General features: G+C 49.7%; 18 protein-coding genes and 1 riboswitch. Of the genes, 15 read left to right on the plus strand and 3 right to left on the minus strand.

Going from position 1 to position 22,404, the window contains the following annotated elements:
* Positions 1-18: 18 nt before the first annotated feature.
* From ACY2VT_RS01640 to ACY2VT_RS01675, 8 genes are all read left to right on the plus strand, one after another.
* Complete coding sequence (locus ACY2VT_RS01640) at positions 19-423, plus strand: YbaN family protein (RefSeq protein WP_461878649.1); 405 nt, start codon at positions 19-21, stop codon at positions 421-423.
* A complete protein-coding gene (locus tag ACY2VT_RS01645) occupies positions 420-767 on the plus strand; it encodes a nitrous oxide-stimulated promoter family protein (RefSeq protein ID WP_022462170.1) in 348 nt (115 codons plus the stop codon). The genes ACY2VT_RS01640 and ACY2VT_RS01645 overlap by 4 nt, the downstream gene beginning before the upstream one ends.
* A gap of 13 nt (positions 768-780) precedes the next feature.
* Positions 781-2,538: an ABC transporter ATP-binding protein/permease gene (locus tag ACY2VT_RS01650; protein ID WP_461878650.1), complete on the plus strand. Its 1,758-nt coding sequence runs from the start codon at positions 781-783 to the stop codon at positions 2,536-2,538.
* A 52-nt stretch (positions 2,539-2,590) separates the two neighbouring features.
* Entirely contained in the window at positions 2,591-3,247 is a 657-nt protein-coding gene (locus ACY2VT_RS01655; protein WP_461878713.1) for an IS607 family transposase, read from the plus strand.
* A complete protein-coding gene (locus ACY2VT_RS01660; protein ID WP_461878651.1) occupies positions 3,186-4,340 on the plus strand; it encodes an RNA-guided endonuclease InsQ/TnpB family protein in 1,155 nt (384 codons plus the stop codon). Before ACY2VT_RS01655 ends, ACY2VT_RS01660 begins: the two co-directional genes overlap by 62 nt.
* Positions 4,341-4,537: 197 nt before the next feature.
* Positions 4,538-6,268: an amino acid ABC transporter ATP-binding/permease protein gene (locus ACY2VT_RS01665; RefSeq protein WP_461878652.1), complete on the plus strand. Its 1,731-nt coding sequence runs from the start codon at positions 4,538-4,540 to the stop codon at positions 6,266-6,268.
* Positions 6,269-6,331: 63 nt separating this feature from the next.
* A riboswitch (cobalamin riboswitch) is annotated at positions 6,332-6,525 on the plus strand.
* A gap of 294 nt (positions 6,526-6,819) precedes the next feature.
* Positions 6,820-8,124 carry a sirohydrochlorin cobaltochelatase gene (locus tag ACY2VT_RS01670; RefSeq protein ID WP_117509530.1) on the plus strand — a complete coding sequence of 435 codons (1,305 nt, stop codon included), beginning with the start codon at positions 6,820-6,822 and terminating at the stop codon, positions 8,122-8,124.
* A 139-nt stretch (positions 8,125-8,263) separates the two neighbouring features.
* Entirely contained in the window at positions 8,264-8,875 is a 612-nt protein-coding gene (locus ACY2VT_RS01675; protein WP_118697439.1) for a hypothetical protein, read from the plus strand.
* 112 nt (positions 8,876-8,987) lie between these two features.
* Here ACY2VT_RS01675 and ACY2VT_RS01680 read toward each other — a convergent pair whose 3' ends face one another.
* On the minus strand, positions 8,988-9,446 hold the full coding sequence (locus ACY2VT_RS01680) for a DUF2798 domain-containing protein (protein WP_022462175.1): 459 nt from the start codon (positions 9,444-9,446) through the stop codon (positions 8,988-8,990).
* Between the two features lie 359 nt (positions 9,447-9,805).
* On the opposite strand from ACY2VT_RS01680, the gene ACY2VT_RS01685 reads away from it, so the two are divergent.
* Entirely contained in the window at positions 9,806-10,630 is an 825-nt protein-coding gene (locus ACY2VT_RS01685; RefSeq protein WP_022462176.1) for a TrmH family RNA methyltransferase, read from the plus strand.
* 91 nt (positions 10,631-10,721) lie between these two features.
* Here ACY2VT_RS01685 and ACY2VT_RS01690 read toward each other — a convergent pair whose 3' ends face one another.
* The gene (locus ACY2VT_RS01690) at positions 10,722-11,597 is read right to left on the minus strand and encodes an AraC family transcriptional regulator (protein WP_347055546.1); all 876 of its coding nucleotides are present in this window, start codon (positions 11,595-11,597) and stop codon (positions 10,722-10,724) included.
* Between the two features lie 198 nt (positions 11,598-11,795).
* On the opposite strand from ACY2VT_RS01690, the gene ACY2VT_RS01695 reads away from it, so the two are divergent.
* Positions 11,796-13,340: an alpha-amylase family glycosyl hydrolase gene (locus ACY2VT_RS01695; RefSeq protein ID WP_117761016.1), complete on the plus strand. Its 1,545-nt coding sequence runs from the start codon at positions 11,796-11,798 to the stop codon at positions 13,338-13,340.
* A gap of 58 nt (positions 13,341-13,398) precedes the next feature.
* Here ACY2VT_RS01695 and ACY2VT_RS01700 read toward each other — a convergent pair whose 3' ends face one another.
* A complete protein-coding gene (locus ACY2VT_RS01700) occupies positions 13,399-15,450 on the minus strand; it encodes a HelD family protein (protein WP_461878653.1) in 2,052 nt (683 codons plus the stop codon).
* A gap of 136 nt (positions 15,451-15,586) precedes the next feature.
* Between ACY2VT_RS01700 and sigK the strand changes: the two genes are divergently transcribed.
* The 5 genes from sigK (at position 15,587) to codY (ending at position 22,322) form a co-directional block, all read left to right on the plus strand.
* The gene (gene sigK / locus ACY2VT_RS01705; RefSeq protein WP_461873639.1) at positions 15,587-16,213 is read left to right on the plus strand and encodes an RNA polymerase sporulation sigma factor SigK; all 627 of its coding nucleotides are present in this window, start codon (positions 15,587-15,589) and stop codon (positions 16,211-16,213) included.
* 192 nt (positions 16,214-16,405) lie between these two features.
* Positions 16,406-17,929: a YifB family Mg chelatase-like AAA ATPase gene (locus tag ACY2VT_RS01710; protein ID WP_117801498.1), complete on the plus strand. Its 1,524-nt coding sequence runs from the start codon at positions 16,406-16,408 to the stop codon at positions 17,927-17,929.
* Positions 17,930-17,932: 3 nt separating this feature from the next.
* Complete coding sequence (dprA, locus tag ACY2VT_RS01715; RefSeq protein ID WP_461878654.1) at positions 17,933-18,802, plus strand: DNA-processing protein DprA; 870 nt, start codon at positions 17,933-17,935, stop codon at positions 18,800-18,802.
* 357 nt (positions 18,803-19,159) lie between these two features.
* Positions 19,160-21,241 (plus strand): type I DNA topoisomerase, encoded by a 2,082-nt coding sequence (topA, locus tag ACY2VT_RS01720; RefSeq protein ID WP_461876726.1) that lies wholly within the window; start codon positions 19,160-19,162, stop codon positions 21,239-21,241.
* 259 nt (positions 21,242-21,500) lie between these two features.
* Positions 21,501-22,322, plus strand: coding sequence for a GTP-sensing pleiotropic transcriptional regulator CodY (codY, locus tag ACY2VT_RS01725; RefSeq protein WP_461873642.1), 822 nt, complete (start codon positions 21,501-21,503; stop codon positions 22,320-22,322).
* Positions 22,323-22,404 lie beyond the last annotated feature (82 nt).

The raw sequence follows: 22,404 nt of genomic DNA on the forward strand, positions 1-22,404 counted from the left end.
TGAGAAAGGAGGAAAATCATGAAGAGTCCATTTAAAATATTTTGGATCGTACTCGGTTTTCTGTGTCTGGGACTTGGTACCATCGGTATTGTGCTTCCGATTCTGCCGACAGTTCCATTCTATATGGCGACGCTGTTCTGCTTTGCGAAAAGCTCGGAACGGCTGCACAGCTGGTTTATTGGAACTCAATTATATAAGAAGCATCTCGACAGCTTCGTACAGCATCGGGCGATGACGGTAGGAACGAAATGCAAAATTATCGGGATGGTAACGGCTGTGATGGCGATCGGCTTTTGGGCTATGAAGAATGTGCCGATCGGAAGAATCTGTATTGCTGTGGTATGGATGTGCCATATTTTGTATTTCTTCCTGCGGGTCAAAACCGTAAAAACAGAAGATCATATCCTAGGAGAAACAGAATGAACAAAGTAGAAAAAAAGCGGCAGAAAGAACAGTACGTCGTGGAAGAGATGATCCGCCTGTACTGCCGGAAGAACCATGGAAAAGAGGGGCATGCATCCGGTGGGATGTGTCCGGAATGTCAGAAATTAGCGGACTATGCAAAACAGCGGAGCCAGAAATGTCCCTTCATGGAACAGAAAACATTCTGCGCAAACTGCAAAGTACACTGCTACAAGCCGGAAATGCGGGAAAAGATCCGCGCCGTTATGCGGTTTTCGGGGCCGCGGATGCTGCTGTATCATCCGATTTTAGCTATCTGGCATTTAATCTGCAGCATGAGAGAGAAGCGAAAAGCAAAAGCATAAAAGAGAGGTACTTATGATTAAAACAAGACTGGTGGGACTGCTGTCCCACGCGAAAAAGTATATCGTGTACACAATCCTGTGGCAGTGGGCGGCGCTTCTGTCGCAGGTGATCGCGGTATTTACGATTGCCGATCTGCTGGAGCGGGTCGTGTATGGTGCGGTAACGGCGACGGCTGTGAAGCGGACGGTTTTTACGCTGGCAATTGTTGTTGTGATCCGCTTTTTCTGTGAGCGGATGGGTGCGCGGTCGTCGTATCTTGCGTGTGTGGATGTGAAACGGATTCTGCGTGAAAAAATTTATGAGAAAATGCTGAAACTGGGGGCATCCTACAGCGAACAGGTATCATCCTCGGAGGTCGTACAGGTATCCACGGAGGGCGTGGAGCAGCTCGAAACGTACTTTGGAAAGTATCTTCCGCAGCTATTTTACAGCCTGCTTGCACCGCTCACACTTTTTGTCATCCTCTGCCGGGTGAGCATGAAAGCGAGCGTGATTCTTCTGATCTGCGTACCGCTGATCCCGATTTCGATTGTGGTTGTGCAGAAGATTGCGAAGAAGCTGCTGAACAAATACTGGAGTATTTACACCGGGCTTGGCGATTCGTTCCTTGAAAATCTGCAGGGACTGACGACATTAAAAATCTATCAGGCTGACCAGCAGAAGGCGGACGAGATGGACGTGGAATCCCAGAACTTCCGCCGGATCACGATGAAGGTTCTGACGATGCAGCTCAACTCGACGAGCGTGATGGACATCGTAGCGTACGGCGGCGCGGCGGTCGGTATGGCGGTGACGGTATCGGAGTTTCTGAAAGGAAACCTCACCGTGTCCGGCACGCTCTGCATTGTGCTGCTGGCGAGCGAGTTTTTCCTGCCGCTTCGTCTGCTCGGATCATTCTTCCACATCGCGATGAACGGCATGGCAGCAAGTGACAAGATTTTCAAAATCCTTGATCTGCCGGAGCCAAAGACGGGCGATCAGACATTGACGGACGGGCCTCTCGATGTCGTGTTGGAAGATGCACATTTTTCCTATGAAGAGGACCGTGAAATCTTAAAGGGCATCGACCTTACGCTGCCAGCGGGCAGTTTTGTATCGCTGGTCGGCGAATCCGGCTGCGGAAAGAGTACGATTGCGGGTATCCTTGCGGCAAAGAACCGTGGATATACAGGGCGCATCACCCTGGGCGGCGTGCCGCTCTCGGAAGTCGCTGAGACGGATCTGATGAAGCACGTTGTTCTGGTCCGCCACAACAGTTACTTATTTAAAGGAACCGTAGAAGAGAACCTGCGCATGGCGAAACCGGATGCGACGAAGGAGGAGATGGAGGCGGTTCTGCAGAAAGTCAATCTGCTGGGATTCTTACAGACACAGAACGGACTGCAGACAGAGCTTCTCGAAAAAGCAGGAAACCTCTCCGGCGGCCAGTGCCAGCGTCTTGTGATTGCGCGGGCGCTGCTTCGGAGCGACAGTGCGGTGTATATCTTTGATGAAGCCGCATCGAATATTGATGTCGAGAGTGAAGAGCTAATCATGAATGTGATTCATGAACTCGCAAAGACGAAAACGGTATTGCTGATTTCCCACCGCCTTGCGAACGTCGTACAGTCAGATCAGATTTATTTCCTGAAAAACGGTACCATCTGCGAGCGTGGAACGCATGCGGAACTGATGGAACAGAACGGCGCATACCGTCATCTGTACGACAGCCAGATGGTACTGGAAAACTATGGAAAGGAGGGGAATATAAGAATATATTGTCAAATGTGATATAACGTGTTTAAATATATAAAAGGAGAATAATATTATGAACACATCAAATATCACAAACTACAAGCCGAAGGAATTTGCTGAACTGTTAGGGATATCTGTTAAAACGTTACAGCGTTGGGACAGAGAAGGGATTTTAAAAGCAAATCGAACTCCAACTGACAGGCGTTATTATACGTATGACCAATATCTTCAATTCAAAGGCATAAATATCGAAAATGATAAACGTCAGGCAGTTATTTATGCCAGAGTATCTACAAAAAATCAAAAAGACGATTTGCAAAACCAGGTCGCATTTTTGCGACAGTTTTGTAATGCCAGAGGAATCATTGTAGACCAATGTATCGAAGAGTATGGAAGTGGTCTTAATTACAACCGCAAAAAGTGGAATAAATTATTAGATGAAGTAATGGAACAGAAAGTAAAAAGGATCATCATAACCCACAAAGACAGATTTATCCGATTCGGTTATGATTGGTTTGAAAAATTCTGTATGAAATTCAATACAACGATCGTGGTGGTAAACAACGAAGAATTATCACCACAGGAAGAACTTGTACAGGATATTGTTTCCATACTTCATGTGTTCTCCTGCAGGCTGTATGGACTTCGTAAGTATAAAAAACAAATAGAGAGGGACGAGGAAATTGCTAAAGAGCTTCAAGACGGAAATCCATCCGACAGAAGAGCAGAAAGTCAGGATTCATAAAACAATAGGAACTTGTAGATTTATTTACAATTTCTATCTGGCCCATAACAAAGAACTTTATCAAAATGGCGAAAAATTCATGAGCAGCAGTAAATTCAGAGTCTGGCTGAATCATGAATATCTTCCACAACATCCAGAATATTTATGGATTAAGGAAGCATACTCAAAAGCAGTGACCCAGGCGGTAAATCATGGACAAACTGCATTTAAAAAATTCTTCGATCATGAAAGTGCTTTTCCGAAGTTCAAAAAGAAAGGCAGATCAGATGTGAAGATGTATTTCGTAAAGAATAATCCGAAAGATTGTCGCTGCGAGAGACACAGAGTTAACATCCCGTCGCTTGGATGGGTTCGCATCAAAGAAAAAGGATACATTCCTACGACGAAAGAAGGATATACCATAAAAAGCGGGCATGTTTCCATGAAAGCGGGCAGATATTATGTTTCGGCTCTTATAGAAATTCCTGACAACAAAACTGCTGATCCTTCTAACAAAGGAATCGGCATCGACCTGGGGCTAAAGGATTTTGCCATTGTTTCAAATGGTAAGACCTATAAGAATATCAACAAATCAGCAAGATTAAAGAAATTAGAAAAACGACTCGTTCGGGAACAGAGATGTCTCTCCCGAAAGTATGAAAATTTAAAGAAAGGAGAGTCCACTCAAAGAGCGAATATACAAAAACAAAAACTTAAGGTACAAAAACTTCATCATAAAATAGACAATATCCGTACGGATTACATCAATAAGACAATCGCAGAGATCGTAAAAACCAAACCATCTTATATAACGATTGAAGACTTAAATGTATCGGGGATGATGAAGAACAAACATCTTTCAAGAGCAGTTGCTTCGCAGAAGTTTTACGAATTCAGAATAAAACTGAAGGCGAAAAGCAAAGAAAATGGCATTGAACTTCGGGTTGCAGACAGATGGTATCCATCATCAAAAATCTGCCATTGTTGTGGAACGATCAAGAAAGATTTAAAACTTTCCGATAGAACATTTCGATGTCATTGTGGCTATGTCGAAGACAGGGATTTCAATGCGGCACTGAATCTGAGGGACGTAAAAACTTACAAGATTGCATAAGGAAGCAAATGTAAGTATGTACCGAAGGCTATTTCGGGAATTAAAGACTGTGGAGTGTACATGGACCTACGAGTAGATATGATTTCGGTCAATCAAAAGTATACACACTGAAGCAGTAAGTAAGATTCGTGAGAACTTACATTATCTCGATGTGATAAGTATATTTAATCACATTTTGAGTGGCAGGGGAATGCATGATGAACGAGAAGAAAAATACAGCAAAACGCAGAAGCGCCCTTCGGATTATGGGAAGCCTGATCGGGCTGGTGAAGCCATTGCTTCATATTATGATGGCGGCAATTATTCTTGGAACAATGGGATATTTATGTGCGATCTTCCTGACGATTCTGGCAGGACAGGTCATCGTGCACGGCTTACTGACGGGCGCGGCAGGGACGAGCCTTTCGGTGCAAAACATGTGGCTTGTACATACCCCGGTAAAAACGATACTCACGGTGATGATCGTGATCGCGGTGCTGCGCGGCATTCTGCATTATGCGGAGCAGTACTGCAACCACTTTATTGCTTTTAAACTGCTGGCGATCATCCGCCATAAAGTGTTTGCAGCTTTGAGGAAGCTCTGCCCGGCGAAGCTGGAAGGACGGGACAAAGGAAATCTGATTTCGATTATCACAACCGATATCGAACTTCTGGAAGTATTCTATGCGCATACGATTTCCCCGATTGCGATTGCAGCATTAACTTCTCTGATTATGGTATGCTTCATTGGAAGATACCATGTTCTGGCAGGGCTGCTTGCACTTGCGGCGTATCTGACGGTCGGCGTTGTGATCCCGATGTGGAACGGAAAGCGCGGAAGCCAGAAAGGAATGGAGTTCCGGACAGGCTTTGGCGAGCTGAACAGCTTCGTGCTGGATTCCCTGCGTGGCCTCGACGAGACGATTCAGTACGGACAGGGCGAAAAACGGAAAGAGCAGATGTCAGAGCGGTCGAAAGAACTGGCTTCTGTGCAGGAAAACTTAAGCCGCATGGAAGGCTCCCAGCGGTCTGTCACCAACATGGTGATTCTTCTGGCATCGTTCGGCATGCTGGCACTGACGATCTATCTTTACACGAAAGGCGGGATCGGATTTGAGGGAGTCCTGACCTGCACAGTCGCGATGATGGGTTCCTTCGGCCCGGTCGTGGCGCTGTCCAGCCTGTCGAATAACCTGAATCAGACGCTGGCAAGCGGCGAGCGCGTGCTTTCCCTTCTCGAGGAAGCGCCGCTGGTGGAGGAAATTCCGGGAGATACGGCATCCGGCGGTGACCACGCATTTGCAGGAGCCGAGGCGCAGAATGTAACGTTTGCCTACGAAGACGAGACGATTCTGGATCAGTATTCGCTGAAACTGGAACCGGGAAAAATCACCGGCATCCACGGCGCGAGCGGTTCCGGAAAATCGACGATCTTAAAACTTCTGATGCGCTTCTGGGATGTCCAGACGGGGCGCGTTTCCGTGGACGGAGCCGATGTCCGCGAAATCCCGACGAAGCATCTGCGCGATATGGAAAGCTATGTGACGCAGGAGACACATCTGTTCCACGATTCGATTGCGAACAACATCGCTATTGCAAAACCCGGCGCGACGCGGGAAGAAATTATGGAGGCGGCGAAGAAGGCGTCCATACATGATTTCATCATGACACTGCCAAACGGCTACGACACCGAAGTCGGAGAACTCGGCGATACGCTGTCCGGCGGAGAAAAACAGCGGATCGGTATCGCGCGGGCATTCCTGCATGACGCATCCATGATCCTGCTGGACGAGCCGACATCGAATCTTGATTCCTTAAATGAAGGAATTATTCTGAAATCCCTGAAAGAATCGGCAGAAGAGAAAACCATTGTGCTCGTATCGCACAGAGTGTCCACGATGAACGTCGCGGATGTGGTATATGAAATGGAAAATGGCCGGATTTCCTGATTTTACAGCACTTGACAGAGAAAAGACGATGTGCTACACTAACAGTCGTTAAAGAAAAGACAATTAAATATCGATGTGTAAGGTGTCGGACATACGTGTCCGGTGAAAAGGGAAGCAGGTGTGAATCCTGCACGAACTCGTCACCGTATTTTGCAAGCAGAGGAATGATCCACTGGGAAACCGGGAAGGAGACAGATGCGCTGGAGTCAAATCCTGAAGCAATGAGCCGGGAGACCTGCCTTTCGCAGTACAGGAACGTTACGTTCGTGCCACGAGGAACTGGCAGTACAAAACAGGAAAGCGGACATTTGCCCCACAGCGGGTGAGATGGTTTTCTTTGTGATGAAAATACTGGAAGCCCCTCGTTGAAAAACGAAAGGGCTTCTTTCTATTTACGCGGGCAACGAGCTAAAGTCCGTGCTTGCACGAGACCTTAGCGACTGCCGCGATAACTTGAGAAACTCGCGGAGCGTGTTTCTCATAGTTTGAAATGTAAAACGTCCCCGATATTGGTTGTTGCAAAGATACCAGCAAATGGGAGGAAAACAAAAATGAAAAAGAAACTTGTAGTCGCTTTAATTTCAGCAGCTATGGTAACATCTATGCTCGGCGCATGCGGAAGCAGCAACGCATCCAGCAGCAGCGCAAGCAGCACAGCAACAAGCAGCGTAAGTGCATCTTCCGCATCTGAGGAAGACACCACAGCAGCAAGCAGCAGCGTAAGCGCATCTTCTGCATCTGAAGAGGTATCCGCAGATGCAGACCAGGAGGCAGCAGATAAAGTGGCAGCTTTGATTGACGCAATTTATGTACAGGAAAGAAATGATAACACCGACGAGCAGTGCAAAGAAGCAAAAGAGGCATGGGATGCCCTGACAGACGCGCAGAAGGAACTTGTAGAAGGAGAGAACGCAGATCCGGATTACTTTGGAAGAGACACAGGTGATGCTTCCAAGGATGATCCGTTAAACGGAGACGAGATCGGCGAGAATGAGCTTCTGGTTGTAAGCTTTGGTACTTCCTTCAACGACAGCCGTGCTGAGGATATCGGAGGCGTTGAGAAAGCTCTGCAGGCTGCATATCCGGACTGGTCCGTAAGACGTGCTTTCACTGCACAGATCATCATCAACCATGTACAGGCCCGCGATGACGAGAAGATCGACAACGTAGATCAGGCACTGGAAAGAGCTGTAAGCAATGGCGTGAAAAAACTGATTATTCAGCCGACTCATCTGATGCACGGCGCAGAGTACGACGAGCTGAAAGAAGCAGTAGATAGCTATAAAGATAAATTTGAGTCCGTAACCATCGCAGAGCCGCTGCTTGGCGAGGTTGGAAGTGACGCTACCGTAATCAACGAGGACAAACAGGCCGTTGCAGAAGCAATCACGGCACAGGCAGTAAAATCTGCAAATTATGACAGTCTGGATGCAGCAGCAGAGGACGGCACTGCTTTCGTATTTATGGGACATGGTACTTCCCACACTGCAAACGTAACCTACAGCCAGATGCAGACACAGATGGATACTCTTGGATACAAAAACGTATTCATCGGAACCGTTGAGGGCAAGCCGGAAGAGACCGCTTGCGAGAACGTGATCGAGGCGGTAAAAGCAGCCGGATACAAGAAAGTAATTCTTCGTCCGCTGATGGTTGTTGCAGGTGACCACGCAAACAACGATATGGCAGGCGAGGATGAGGATTCCTGGAAGAGCCAGTTTGAGGCATCCGGTGCATTCGATGAGATCGACACTCAGATCGAAGGTCTTGGAAGAATCGATGCTGTTGAGCAGCTGTATGTACAGCACACCAAGGCAGCTATGGACGGCAACGGCGTTCAGGACGATGCTGAATAATTAGGGGTTGTATTCCGAACGTAAAATAGAGTAAAATAAGATCCGGCAGTACGGCTGAAGAGACTCAGTGTGCTGTCGGATTTTAAGTTGAGCGGATGAAAAAGATCCGCTTCAAGGTGATACAAGGAGGAATTTTATTATGAGAAAAAAATTAGCAGTTCTTTTTCTTGGAGCAGCACTGACTGTATCCATGCTCGGCGCATGTGGCGGAAAGGATGCAGCGTCATCTTCTGCATCTGCAGTATCTGCGTCTTCTGCGGCAGACGCATCTTCCGCTTCTGTACAGGATGCATCTAAGGCAGAGAGCAGTACATCCACATCAGATGTTTCAGCAGAAAGCGCATCGGCAGCGGAGACTGCAGGCGAAAGCAGCGCATCAGAGCTGGAAGACGGTACGTATACGGCAGACTTCAATACAGACAGCAATATGTTCCATGTCAATGAAGCAAAAGAAGGAAAAGGTGTCCTGACGGTAAAAGACGGAAAAATGACCATCCACGTCAGCCTGGTATCCCAAAACATTGTCAATGTCTTTGTGGGAACAAAAGAAGAAGCACAGGCAGACGGCGCAGAGCTGATCGAGCCGACCACAGATGAGGTAACGTATTCTGACGGAACCACAGATGAAGTGTACGGCTTTGATATCCCGGTAGAAAAACTGGACGAGGATTTCAATGTTGCGATCATTGGTAAAAAAGGAACCTGGTATGATCATGTAGTCAGCGTATCCAATCCGGTACCGCAGGAGTAATCCCGGAAGAAAACAAAAGATATCCACAGAAGGCGAACCATTTTGCACCGTCTGTCCACAGAAATTGTGGAAAGAGAGGGGAAAAGCGGTTCGCCTTTGTGGATATCTTTTCTTATTTTTCCGGAAACAGTTTGCGGAACAGAAAACGGATGAAGGGTCCGCAGTACATGAGCTGCCAGAAGAAGGCAACCGGGAAGTTTAAAAACGTGGTCTGGAGCCAGACAGCAACGAATTCCTTTCCGGCATTTTTAAACAGCAGCGTTGCAATAAAACTCATAATCGGACACATAATAGCAATAATCATAATGGAAATTGCCAGCGTGATTACGATCGGACGATCCTGCGGTGTTACCATGCAAAAAGCTAATTTGTGAGCCAGATGATCCACGAGGAAAAACTCGAGGATAAAAGCGGCCGGCCACATGATTATCATCTCGTGAAACGCCATTAGAAAGACCTGATTTGTCATTCCGCCGATGTTCATGGAAATGTTGTAGCAGATCATGGCATAGACCATCAGAAAGGACATCATGAGGGTAAATACAACGTTTTGAAATTTTGTTTTTGGCATCAATTGTTCTCCTTTTCTTTGCAATTTTGAAAAATGGGCGCAAAAAAGACACATGTGTTGTTCGTTAACCAAGCAATGCACTTGTGCCGTTTCCAATCTGATACCAATCTTTTCTGCAGTTTTTAATTTTGAACCGTCGATTATTATAACGTCTCCGGCGGCGTTTGGCAAGAGGAAATTGAGAAATTTTAAAAAAAGACAGATAAATAAGAAAATTCGATGCGTGCTGGAAGCACGGTTTGGCGAATGGTGCGGGGAACGGCACCGGCGGGAAAAAGAATGGATTGCGAAACGGGAGCGGGATTGCTACAATAGAACATAGTGAAAACAAAGAGAAAACGCAAAAGGAAATCAATATTATGTCAGAGATCAGAAAAATCGAAAACTTTGCGGCGCCGGAGCTCGACGTGTATGCGCGTCTTTCAGAACCGCAGTTATTGCACTATTATGAACCGCAGCCAGGCCTTTTTCTTGCGGAGAGTCCGCGTGTCATCGAGCGTGCGCTGGATGCCGGATATGAACCGGTTTCGTTCCTTGCCGGAAGCGCAGAGCTTGCCGCAAACGAAGCACTCTTTGCGCACTGCCCGGACGCGCCGGTCTATACAGCAGAGACGAAGGTGCTGGAACAGCTCACAGGCTTTGCCCTCACGCGCGGCATGCTCTGCGCGATGCACCGCCGCACGCTTCCGGCTATGGAGGAAATCTGCCGGAATGCCCGCCGCGTGGCGATTCTGGAAAATGTCGTGAACCCGACGAATGTCGGTGCGATTTTCCGTTCCGCCGCCGCGCTTGGCATCGATGCCGTGCTCCTCACATCAGGCTGCAGCAACCCGCTGTACCGCCGCGCCATCCGCGTGAGCATGGGAAATGTATTCCAGGTTCCGTGGACCGTGCTGCCAGGCGGCAGTTACTGGCCGGAGCAGGGAATTGCTGCACTGCAGGAACTTGGATTTTATACCGTTGCGATGGCATTAAAAGAAGACTCCGTTCCGATGGATGATCCGTCGTTAAAAACGCATGAAAAGCTCGCCATTCTGCTCGGAACCGAGGGTGACGGACTGGCAAGTGATACGATCGCTGAAACAGATGCAACCGTGCTGATTCCGATGACACACGGTGTGGATTCACTGAACGTCGCTGCGGCGAGCGCTGTCGCATTCTGGGAGCTGGCGGGAAGAAGATAAAGATGTTCCGTCGGTACCGGAGATTACGGAATAAAAATAGGATCAGAGATAGATTTTCGGGATGCATATTTTGATGCATCCCTTTTTGAATTTACGAATTTTGAAATTCCTTCCGATACATCTGCGGCGTACATCCCACTTTGTTTCGGAACTGCCGGTTGAAGTTGGAAAGGTTGCGGAAACCATTGTCGTACGCGATTTCGGACACACTCCGCGTCGTACTGCGCAGCGCCTCGCAGGCGGCTTTGATCCGAAGCTGTGTCAGATATTCAACGGCCCCGAGTCCGAAGGTCTGCTTAAAACAGCTCATAAAATAGCTTTTGCTCAAATGCGACAGCCTGGCAAGTTCCTCTATGGTAATCGGGTCGGCGAAGTGCTCCTGGATATAGGCGAGCACAGGCCGCAGGTTTTCAGCAGCCGCAGGCATGGCGGGATGATCGGTGCAGAGTTCCGGCGATGCGGCGAGCAGATAGAAGAAGCGGAGCAGCTCACTTTTCAGCAGAAGATCGGAGACAGCAGAGTTTTCACGGATGCAGCGGAAAATCTGATGGACGGATGCAGAAAGTGCAGCATAACCGGAATGTTCGGGTGAAATCGGTGCCTGGATGCGGCGCCGGGCAGAGAAAAACGGCTGCAGAATTTCCGTGTAGCTGCGGTCGTCATACCCGCCGATCAGCATATTCTGGTGGAAAACAATCGTATCATAAAACATCGACTCCTGCTCGGCGGGCAGAATGGCATGTACGAGGTTCGGCTGAATCAGAAAAATATCACCGGCATGCGCCGTAAGCAGACGGTCCTCATACTGAAAATACCCCGTTCCGCGTTTGATATAATTCAGCTCCATCTCCCCGTGCCAGTGCAGCGGTACGCCGGGAAAATAGTCGGGCATCCGGCAGTCATAATAACTGTAGGGAACCTGCATGGAGCCGTGATGGCGTTTTTCTTTCGCAGCAGAAAGCATCATAAAATCCTCCTCCAAAAAGCATGTCCGTAAAATGCCGGAAATGGCAGAGCGCGGCATGCATAAAATCATAGAATAGTATTAGAATGAAATAGGAAATTACTGGTATTTTAGCGGATACAGTAGTAATATATCATATAGAAACACTTGCTGCAACGACGAAAATACAGTAGAAATAAGAGCGAAAGAGGAAAAGAAAAAATGTCAAAATGGTTAGATAACGCAGTATTTTATGAGATTTACCCGCAGTCCTTCAACGACACCAACGCCGACGGAATCGGAGATTTCCAGGGTATCATTGAAAAATTAGACTACATCAAGGAGCTGGGCTGCAACGCCATCTGGATCAACCCGTGCTTCCTGTCCCCATTCGGTGATGCAGGATACGATGTCGCAGATTACTGCCGCGTTGCACCGCGCTACGGAACGAATGAGGATCTGAAGAGAGTTTTCGAAGAGGCACACAAACGTGACATGCACGTTCTGCTCGACCTGGTTCCGGGCCATACATCTGTTGAGCATCCATGGTTCAAAGAATCCATGAAAGCAGACCGCAATGAATTTACAGACCGCTACGTATGGACCAATAACGTATGGGAAGCACCGGAAGGAATGGGAAGCCTGCGCGGCATTTCCGAGCGTGACGGCGCCTGCGCCATCAACTTCTTCTCCAACCAGCCGGCCCTGAACTACGGCTTTTATCAGCCGGATCCGGAAAAACCGTGGCAGCAGTCCTTTGATGATGAGGGACCGCAGGCAACGCTGGCAGCGATGGAAGATGTCATGAGATTCTGGCTGAACATGGGCTGCGACGGCTTCCGTGTCGATATGGCGGGCTCCCTGGTAAAGAACGATCAGGAAGGCAAAGGAACCATCCGCCTGTGGCAGCAGGTACGAAAATTTCTCGACGCCGAGTTCCCGGATGCAGCCATGGTATCCGAGTGGGGCGAGCCGGACAAATCCTTACAGGGCGGCTTCCACATGGACTTCCTGCTTCACTTTGGACCGTCCCATTACAACGATCTGTTCCGCTGCGATGAGCCATTCTTCTCCAAACGCGGAAAAGGAGATATCTCTGAGTTTGTAGAGACCTACAAAACCAACTACAATAAGACCGCACAGAAAGGCCTGATCTGCATCCCGTCCGGAAACCATGATATGGACCGTCTGGCACGCCGTCTGCAGGGGGATGAGCTGAAAATTGCTTTCGCTTTCCTTCTTTCCATGCCAGGTGCGCCGTTCATCTACTACGGTGATGAAATCGGTATGCGCTACGTCGAAGGCCTGAAATCCGTTGAGGGCGGATACAACCGCACCGGTTCCCGTTCTCCGATGCAGTGGGATGACAGCACCAACGCAGGATTTTCCAGCGCACCGGCCAGCGACCTCTACATCACCATGGATCCGGGCAAAGACCGTCCGACCGCAAAAGCACAGATGGCCGATCCGGATTCCCTGTACCACGAAGTTAAAAAACTCATCCAGATCCGCCAGAGCAGCAAAGCACTCTTAAGCCGCGGAACCATCGAGTTCGTTTATGCAGAGAAAAACCAGTATCCGCTGGCATACGTCCGTGAGGCTGAGGGTGAAAAAGTCCTCGTCATCATCAACCCATCCGACAAAGAGCAGTCCTTCCCATACAGTGCAGAGCTGAAGGATGCCCTCTACACGATCGGAGGAAAAGCAGAATCCAAAGACGGAACCATCACCATCCCGGCACAGTCCGCAGGATTCTATCATATCTGATCGAAAATAAAAATGACAGGGAGATCCAATCGAATTTTTTCGGAGGATCTCCCTGTTTTTAAATATGATACACTCTCAGCTCATGCAATGCCCTGGTCGCTGCAATATACTGCGCCTGCATCATTATCTCCCGTTTCTCGTCCTTCGGGAAAATAGAGAACACCTGATCAAACTCCAGCCCTTTCGCCAGATAAAATGTGGTAACCGTCAGTCCTTTCTTAAAACTGGAGCTGTCACGGTTCAGCCAAGAAAGCCGCTTCCCGTAGTCAAAATCTTTTTCTGCCAGAATCTCCCGCAAAATTAAATAAGCCCGTTCCGCCGTATTCTCATCCGGTACAATCACCGCCGCCGTCTCATACGTTTTCTCCTCTGGAAACAGCGTATCCACTGCCTCCCGCAGAGCCGCCTCAAGATCCGTGACATCCCGTTCCAACACCGGCATTCCGTGCCGTTCAAACAGCTCCAGATCCGTCACGCCAATGAGATTTGCCGCATACGACGCAATTTCCACCGTATTCCGGTAACTCTTCCGCATCTCAATCCGCCGCAGATCCTTCCCGAAAATCCCCGGTAAAAACTGCAGTACATCCTGCTGCTGATCCGCCATCGTCTGCGCCCGGTCGCCGAGAATCGTCATCTTACAGGAAAACATCCGCCGGATAATCAGATACTGGAGCCGCGAATAATCCTGCATTTCATCAATCACCAGATGCTTAATATTCGACCGCTCCGCCTGCCGCGACAGGCGGTACTTCAGATACAAAACCGGATACACATCCTCATACCGCAGTTTCCGCTTCTCCAACGGCCGCCGCGGCAGCGTCTGATATCCCTCTTTCTTCAGAAAACGATTGTAGAGAACATAAAAATCCATCGTCTCATACATCTTCCGGAATTTTTCGATGAGCGGAATCCGCTCCTCCTCCGGCAGATCCCGGTTCAGCAGCGTCTCGATCTCGTCAATAAACGTCTCCGCCACCGCATCCATCCGCGAGAGCAGCGGAATATCCGCAAACTTGTCATAAAACAGCGTAATAATCTCCGATTCTGATTTCACAAACGACTTATACGAAACGTCTGAGAAATTCATCAGCTCGTCCTCAAGCTCCAGCGCAAATCCCTCCATCTGGTCCACAAACGCCTGCGACTGTTTTAAAGCAAACCGTTCTGCGGCTTTTGGATCCCGCATCTCCCGCTCAATCTGATCACAGCGATCCTCACAGTCCGCCGCCGTGTCCTGTAATTTGCGGTAAGCAAAGAGATCAAAACTCATCTCCTGAATATTCTCCTCACCGAGCTCCGGCAGAATATGTGAAATATAATCCGAAAATACCCCGTTCGGCGATAAAATCAGAATATTCGAAGACTTCAGATTCTGTCTGTCATGATACAAAAGGTAGGCAATCCGATGCAGCGCCACCGATGTTTTGCCGCTTCCCGCCGCTCCCTGAATTACCAGAATCCGGTCCTTCGTATTGCGGATGATCGCATTCTGTTCCTTCTGAATTGTGCGGATAATATTCTTCAGCTGTACCTCGCCGTTGCTGCCAAGCTCCGCCTTTAAAATATCATCATCAATTTTCACATCACTCTCAAATCCGTAAATCATCTTTCCATCCCGGATCTTATACTGCCACTTGGAACAGATTTCCCCTGTCATCTCGCCGCCCGGAGCCAGATAGGAAGCCGGCCCGCGGTCAAAATCGTAGAAAAGACCGCTGACCGGGCTTCTCCAGTCGTAAATCAGCGGCAGCTCGCCCGGCCGCTCCGCAAAATTGCCGATGCCGATATAGAAAATTTCCGGCTCATCATCCCCGTCATAGCAGAAATCCACACGCCCGAAGAACGGAGAATCCAGCATTTTCCGGAAGCGGCTCCGCAGAAGAAGCTGCTCCTGATTCGCATTCACCTGATGCAGCAGCGCCTGCTGATTGTCGTAATCCTCATATCCGTACTGGTCCATCTCGGTATAGTTCTGCCAGTAATAATCGTGCATATTTTCAATTTCTTTCTGTCCGTCCAGCAGAGACTGACTGATCTCGGCAAGACGCGCCTGCAGCTTTTCCAGCACAAAAGAAAGATATTCCTGTCCGTTTTTCTGGTCTGTCATAAAAGGAAACCTCCTCTTAAAAATATAATGTCGAGTGCCGGAAAACCCGGCTGATCTTATCAGTATAGCAGACAGGCACGTTTCCTGCAATTCAAACATAAAATAAAGAAAAATCCCCTTTGAGGTGCCGCTTTTCTTGGAACCCTTTTTAAAACCACTGTCTGCACAGGAAGAAAAAAGCTGTCTGGATGCGTATCAGAGGGGCGATACAAAAGCCAGAGACATTCTGGTCGAGCGGAATCTGCGCCTGGTCGCGCACGTTGTGAAAAAGTATCAGGGCCTGCCCGATGATCTCGACGATCTGATTTCCATTGGAACGATCGGCCTCATCAAGGCGGTGATGACATATGATTCGAAAAAAGGAAACCGGCTGGCCGCATACGCCGCCCGCTGTATTGATAATGAGCTGCTGATGTATCTTCGGAGCAAAAAGAAAACGGCACGGGAGATTTCCCTCTACGAGCCGATCGGAACCGACAAGGAGGGAAATGAGATCCATCTGCTCGACATCGTGGAGAGCGGCGGGGAGGATATCGCGGAACAGTACAACCGGAAAGAGGACGCGGTGCGGCTGTACTGTTATCTGGATTCGGAATTAAAAGAGCAGGAAAAACAGGTGCTTCTTCTCCGGTACGGCCTTGGCGGAAAAGCAGAATACACACAGAAACAGGTCGCTGCCCGGCTCGGCATCAGCCGCTCGTACGTGTCGCGGATCGAGAAAAATGCGATCGAAAAACTGCGTCTGCGGTTTGCCGCTTCGTAAATGCTTGACATTTCAAACGGACTGCTTCTATAATAAAGGGTAAGGAAATCAGGTGCAGAAAAAGGTTTCCTTATCCTTACTTTTTCGAACAAGTATTAAAAATAATATCTTCCCGGTGTTTCGCCGGACATTTTCCAGAAATTAAAAATAAATAGGAACTATTGCGACCTGCTACAGAAAAGGAGGTTTTCTTTGTATTGCAGTGTATTATCAGCCACTGTATCGGGCATGGAGATGATTCCGGTGCAGGTGGAGGCGGATGTCAGTGACGGCATGCCGCAGTTTACGATGGTCGGCTATGTGAGTGCCCAGGTAAAGGAGGCGCAGGACCGCGTGCGGACAGCCCTCAAAAACATGGGAATTTCCCTGCCGCCGAAACGAATTACGATTAATTTATCCCCGGCGGACGTCCGAAAAGAAGGATCGCGTTTCGATCTTCCGATTGCAGCGGGCGTTCTGATGACGCTCGGCCGGATTCCGCCCGGGTCACTCCGGAAAACGATGGTGCTCGGCGAACTCGGCCTTGACGGCCATGTGCAGGAGATCAGCGGTGTATTTCCGGCAGCGGCAAAAGCGCGGGAGCTTGGATGCACAACGCTTCTTGTTCCGGCCGGAAATGCCGCGGAAGGGGGTCTGGTCGGCGGGCTTCACGTCGTTGGAATCCAGAATTTGCAGGAGCTTTTGAACTACTGCTGTGAAGGGAAAATGCCGTCGCTTCCGTCTATAGAAAATCAAAAGAAGGAGGACGGAAAAGAGCCGGACTTTTCCGAGGTGCAGGGGCAGACAGCCGCGCGGCGGGCGGCGCTCATCGCGGCGGCCGGATTTCACAATCTGCTGATGCTGGGGCCGCCGGGCAGCGGAAAATCCATGATCGCAAGGCGGATTCCGACGATCATGCCTCCGATGTCTGAGGAGGAGCAGATGGAAGTAACGCGGATCTACAGCATCGCCGGAATGCTTGCCAAAGGAGAGGGTGTCCGCCGGGAGCGGCCCTTCCGTGCTCCGCATCACACGATGTCGCCGCAGGCTCTTGCAGGCGGCGGAAAACAGCCGTCCCCGGGCGAAATTACGCTGGCACACCGCGGCGTTCTTTTTCTTGATGAACTCCCGGAGATGACGCGCACAACCATTGAGATCCTGCGCCAGCCGCTCGAGGAGCACCGGATTGTGATTTCCCGTGTCAGCGGAAACTATGTGTTCCCGGCGTCATTTCTGATGGTGGCAGCAATGAACCCCTGCCCCTGCGGCTTTTACCCCGACTTATCGCGCTGTACCTGCGCACCCGGCGACATCAGCCGGTATCTCTCGAGAGTCAGCCAGCCGTTCCTCGACCGCATGGATCTCTGCGTGCAGGTGGAAGCACTTTCCTACGAGGATCTGCACGGCGAGGAGCGGTGCGAATCCTCGGCCAAGATGCGGGAAAAAGCGACGGCAGCGGCGGAAATCCAGGCGGCGCGCTACCGGCAGGAGTCGATTCATTTCAACAGCGAACTGAAAGCAGGCCAGATCGAGAAATACTGTATCCTGGAAAAGGCAGCGGAAGAGCTTTTAGAGGATGCCTTCCGCCGCCTGCGCCTCAGCGCGCGTTCCTACCACGGGATTATCCGCACCGCGCGGACAATTGCGGATCTGGACGGGGCGGTCAAAATCGGCGTTCCGCATATCAGCGAGGCGATCTGCTTTCGGAGCGCCGACAAAAGTATATGGAGGATCTGACGTATGGCGATGGAAATCTTTACAGTCGGCCGCGGGCAGGAGGGCTATCCGGAGCGGCTTATGCCGTTCGCGGACATGCCATCCCGCCTTTTCGTGCGGGGCGCGCTGCCGGCGGATGAGCAGAAAACAGCGGCGATTGTGGGCGCGCGGATGTGTACGGCGTACGGAAAGAGCCAGGCGGCCTTTTTCGCGCAGGTGCTGGCGGCAAACGGCGTGGCGGTGATCAGCGGACTGGCGTGCGGAATCGACGCGGCGGCGCACGAGGGGGCACTGCGCGGAAAGGGAAAGACGTTTGCCGTGCTTGGCTGCGGCGTGGATATCTGCTATCCGAAACAGAATTATCCGCTGATGCGGCGGATGCTGGAAAACGGAGGCGGTGTCTTAAGCGAATTTCTGCCGGGCGCAGAGCCGCTTCCGTGGCATTTCCCGATCCGCAACCGCGTGATCAGTGCGCTGGCAGATGTCGTTCTGGTAATTGAGGCAAAAGAGAAGAGCGGCTCGCTCATTACGGCGGACTACGCGCTGGAGCAGGGAAAAACGGTATTTGCCCTGCCCGGACGGACAACGGATGCGACAAGCCGCGGCTGCAACCGCCTGATCGCGCAGGGAGCGGAAATTGCGATTTCACCCGAAACGATTCTCGAGGAGCTGGGCGTGAAAAAGGCCGGGACAAAAAGAGCCGCACCGCGTCCGCGTTATGGAAAAGAGGCGGAAATGGTTCTGAAAACACTCGCGGCAGAACCGCAGAATCTTGCACAGCTTGCCGGCCGCACCGGAATCCCGCTGCAGGAGCTGACCGGCATTCTGCTGGCACTCGAAATTGACGGCGTTATTGCGGAAAATCCGCCGGGCGTGTACATGGCGTTATCATAAAAGAGACGAGGAAAAGAAAGGTTTTGTGATATTCCGCCCGGTGCACAATTATAATAGAAGAAAAAGAAAAAAGGGGGCTCTTCTGCGCCGCGTGCATGTCTGAAAAAGGAAAAAGAAAAGAAAAAAATCAGGAAAAAATCGTTAAAAAATAGAAAAAATCCTGTTATTTTGTCGGGAAACCTCGAAAAATGGTACATTTTAAAAATGGAAAACACTTGCAAGAAAAAACTTTTTGGTGTATAGTCAGTGGAAGTTACGGCTAATTTGGAAATTTGTAATGATGCAGAACTATGCGATATGAAAAACGCAATATAGATCTGGACAGTTATAAAAATATGTATTCAGGAGGCATCAGAGGTGGCAAAATATCTTGTAATAGTGGAATCACCGGCAAAAGTCAAGACGGTGAAAAAGTATCTCGGGGCGAATTACGAAGTTGCAGCATCCATGGGCCATGTGCGCGATCTGCCGAAAAGCCGGCTTGGAATTGATGTAGAACATGACTTTGAACCAAAATATATCACCATCCGCGGAAAAGGAGAGCTTCTGGCATCTCTTCGAAAAGCCGCAAAAAAAGCAGATAAAGTTTATCTCGCAACTGACCCTGACCGCGAGGGAGAGGCAATTTCCTGGCATCTGTCGATCGCGCTGAATCTCGATGAGAGCAAGATGCGCCGCATCACCTTCAACGAGATCACCAAATCAGCAGTCAAAGCGTCGATCAAACAGGCGCGCGACATCGATATGAACCTGGTGGACGAGCAGCAGGCGCGCCGCTGCCTCGACCGTATGGTAGGTTATGAAATCAGCCCATTGTTATGGAAGAAAATCAAACGCGGACTTTCCGCCGGCCGTGTGCAGTCCGTTGCACTGCGTATCATCGGCGACCGCGAGGATGAGATCAATGCGTTTATTCCGAAAGAATACTGGACACTGGAAGCAGATCTGAAAATTCCGGGTGAGAAGAAACCGCTCGTCGCAAAATTTCACGGCAAGGGCAGCGAAAAGATGGCGATCGAGACGAAAAAGCAGCTCGATGAAATCTTAAAGGGACTGGAAAATGAGACCTTTACCGTATCCGAAGTGAAAAAAGGAGAGCGTTCCAAGAAAGCGCCGCTTCCGTTCACCACGAGTACCCTGCAGCAGGAAGCATCGAAGGTGCTGAACTTTTCCACGCAGAAGACGATGCGTCTGGCACAGCAGCTCTACGAGGGCGTGGAAGTAAAAGGAAAGGGAACGATCGCTCTGATTTCCTATCTGCGTACCGATTCTACACGAATCAGCGAGGAGGCCGATGCGGCAGCACGTTCCTTTATCCAGGAGCAGTACGGCACAAAATATACCGCAAGCGGGGACACGACGGAGAATAAAAACCGCAAGGCACAGGATGCGCACGAGGCCATCCGTCCGACCGATGTGACGAATACACCGGTAATGGTAAAAGAATCCCTGCCAAGAGATCTGTTCCGCCTGTATCAGCTGATCTGGAAACGCTTTGTGGCAAGCCGCATGCAGCCGGCCGTCTATGAGACAATTTCCGCACGGATCAATGCAGGAGGGTATCTCTTTACAGCAGCTTCTTCCCGTCTGGCATTTGATGGTTTCATGTCCGTTTACACCGATCCGGATGAGGAAAAGAAAGAGAACAACGCCGCCGTCCGGAGCCTGGAGGCAGGAACGGAACTGGCACTGGAAAAGATGGATCCGCAGCAGCACTTCACACAGCCGCCGGCACACTACACCGAGGCTTCCCTTGTCAAAACACTCGAGGAACTCGGCATCGGCCGTCCAAGTACGTACGCGCCGACCATCACAACGATCATCAACCGCCGCTACGTGGCAAAGGAGAACAAGAACCTCTATATGACAGAGCTCGGCGAGGTGGTCAACAACATGATGAAAGAGGCATTCCCGAGCATCGTGGATGTCAACTTTACGGCAACGATGGAAGCTCTGCTCGACAAGGTCGGAGATGGAAGTGTTCCGTGGAAGACAGTAGTCGAGAACTTCTGGCCGGATCTCTATGAGGCGGTCACAGAGGCAGAAAAGAACCTCGAAGAAGTTAAGGTAGAGGATGAGGTGACGGATGTCATCTGCGAGAACTGCGGCCGCAACATGGTCGTGAAATACGGCCCGCACGGAAAATTCCTCGCCTGCCCGGGATTCCCGGACTGCAAGAACACGAAGCCGTATCTGGAAAAGATCGGTGTTCCGTGTCCGAAGTGCGGAAAAGAAGTGATCCTGCGCAAGACGAAAAAAGGACGGAAATATTATGGATGCGAAAACAATCCGGAATGCGATTTCATGTCCTGGCAGAAACCGTCTGCCAGGAAATGCCCGCAGTGCGGCGGCTATATGCTGGAAAAAGGCAATAAGCTGGTCTGCGCGGACGAGCAGTGCGGCTATGTAGAAGCACGCGAAAAGAAAGACGAAGACTGAGAATGACAAAGCGGTCTGTACTGGTGAAAAACTGGTGCAGGCCGTTTTTTTGCTTATTGCGGCGGAAAAACAGGAAGATCCGAAAAAATTTAGCATGAATTTTTATAAAATTTATAGTTTTCTGAAAAATATATTGATTTCCGGAAAACTACATGATAGAATGAGCTTAGTTTTAAGGGTTGTCTGAAAAAGGCATCAGTGTGCATTTTTTTCGACGGATAAGCCAAAAAAATGCAGAAAATAAAGAAAGGAGAAGAACATGAGCGTACAACTGCTGGATAAAACCAGAAAAATCAACAAACTGCTTCATAACAATCACTCAACGAAGGTCGTGTTCAACGATATCTGTGAAGTCCTGATGGAAACGTTAAGTTCCAACATCCTGGTGATCAGTAAAAAAGGAAAAGTGCTGGGCATCAGCCTTTGCCCGGGCGTGGAAGAAATTACGGAGCTGATCGAGGATAAGGTGGGCGGTTATGTCGATGCCGCATTAAACGAGCGTCTCCTTGGCGTACTCTCCACAAAAGAGAACGTCAATTTACAGACCCTCGGCTTTGAGCGGTCTGGTGTAGAGCGCTACACCGCAATTATCTGCCCGATCGAGATCGCCGGAGAACGCCTTGGTACCGTATTTATGTACCGCTGCACCCCGCAGTACGATATCGACGATATCATCGTCAGTGAGTACGGCACAACCGTTGTCGGACTGGAAATGATGCGTTCCGTCAACGAGGAAAATGTGGAGGAAAACCGCAAGGTTCAGGTAGTTAAATCCGCATTCAACACGCTGTCCTTCTCCGAACTGGAAGCCATCATCCATATCTTTGATGAACTGAACGGGGATGAGGGCATTCTGGTTGCAAGCAAAATTGCAGACCGCGTCGGCATCACAAGATCCGTCATCGTAAATGCCCTCCGCAAATTCGAGAGCGCAGGCGTCATCGAGTCCCGTTCCAGCGGTATGAAGGGAACGTATATCAAGGTATTAAATGATTATATCTTTGATGAACTCGACGAGATCAAAGCAAGAAAGAACCTGAAAGGAAAGGGCGACGCCCATCCGGATGAGGCGAAAAAATAAAAAAGCGAAAGCCAGAAAAGAAACGGAGCCGTGAAAAGATGGCGCCGTTTCTTTTTGTGCAAAAAAAAGCATTCGGGGAGCG

Source organism: Fusicatenibacter sp. (assembly GCF_050872605.1).
In the GTDB taxonomy this organism is placed as follows: Bacteria; Bacillota; Clostridia; order Lachnospirales; family Lachnospiraceae; genus Fusicatenibacter.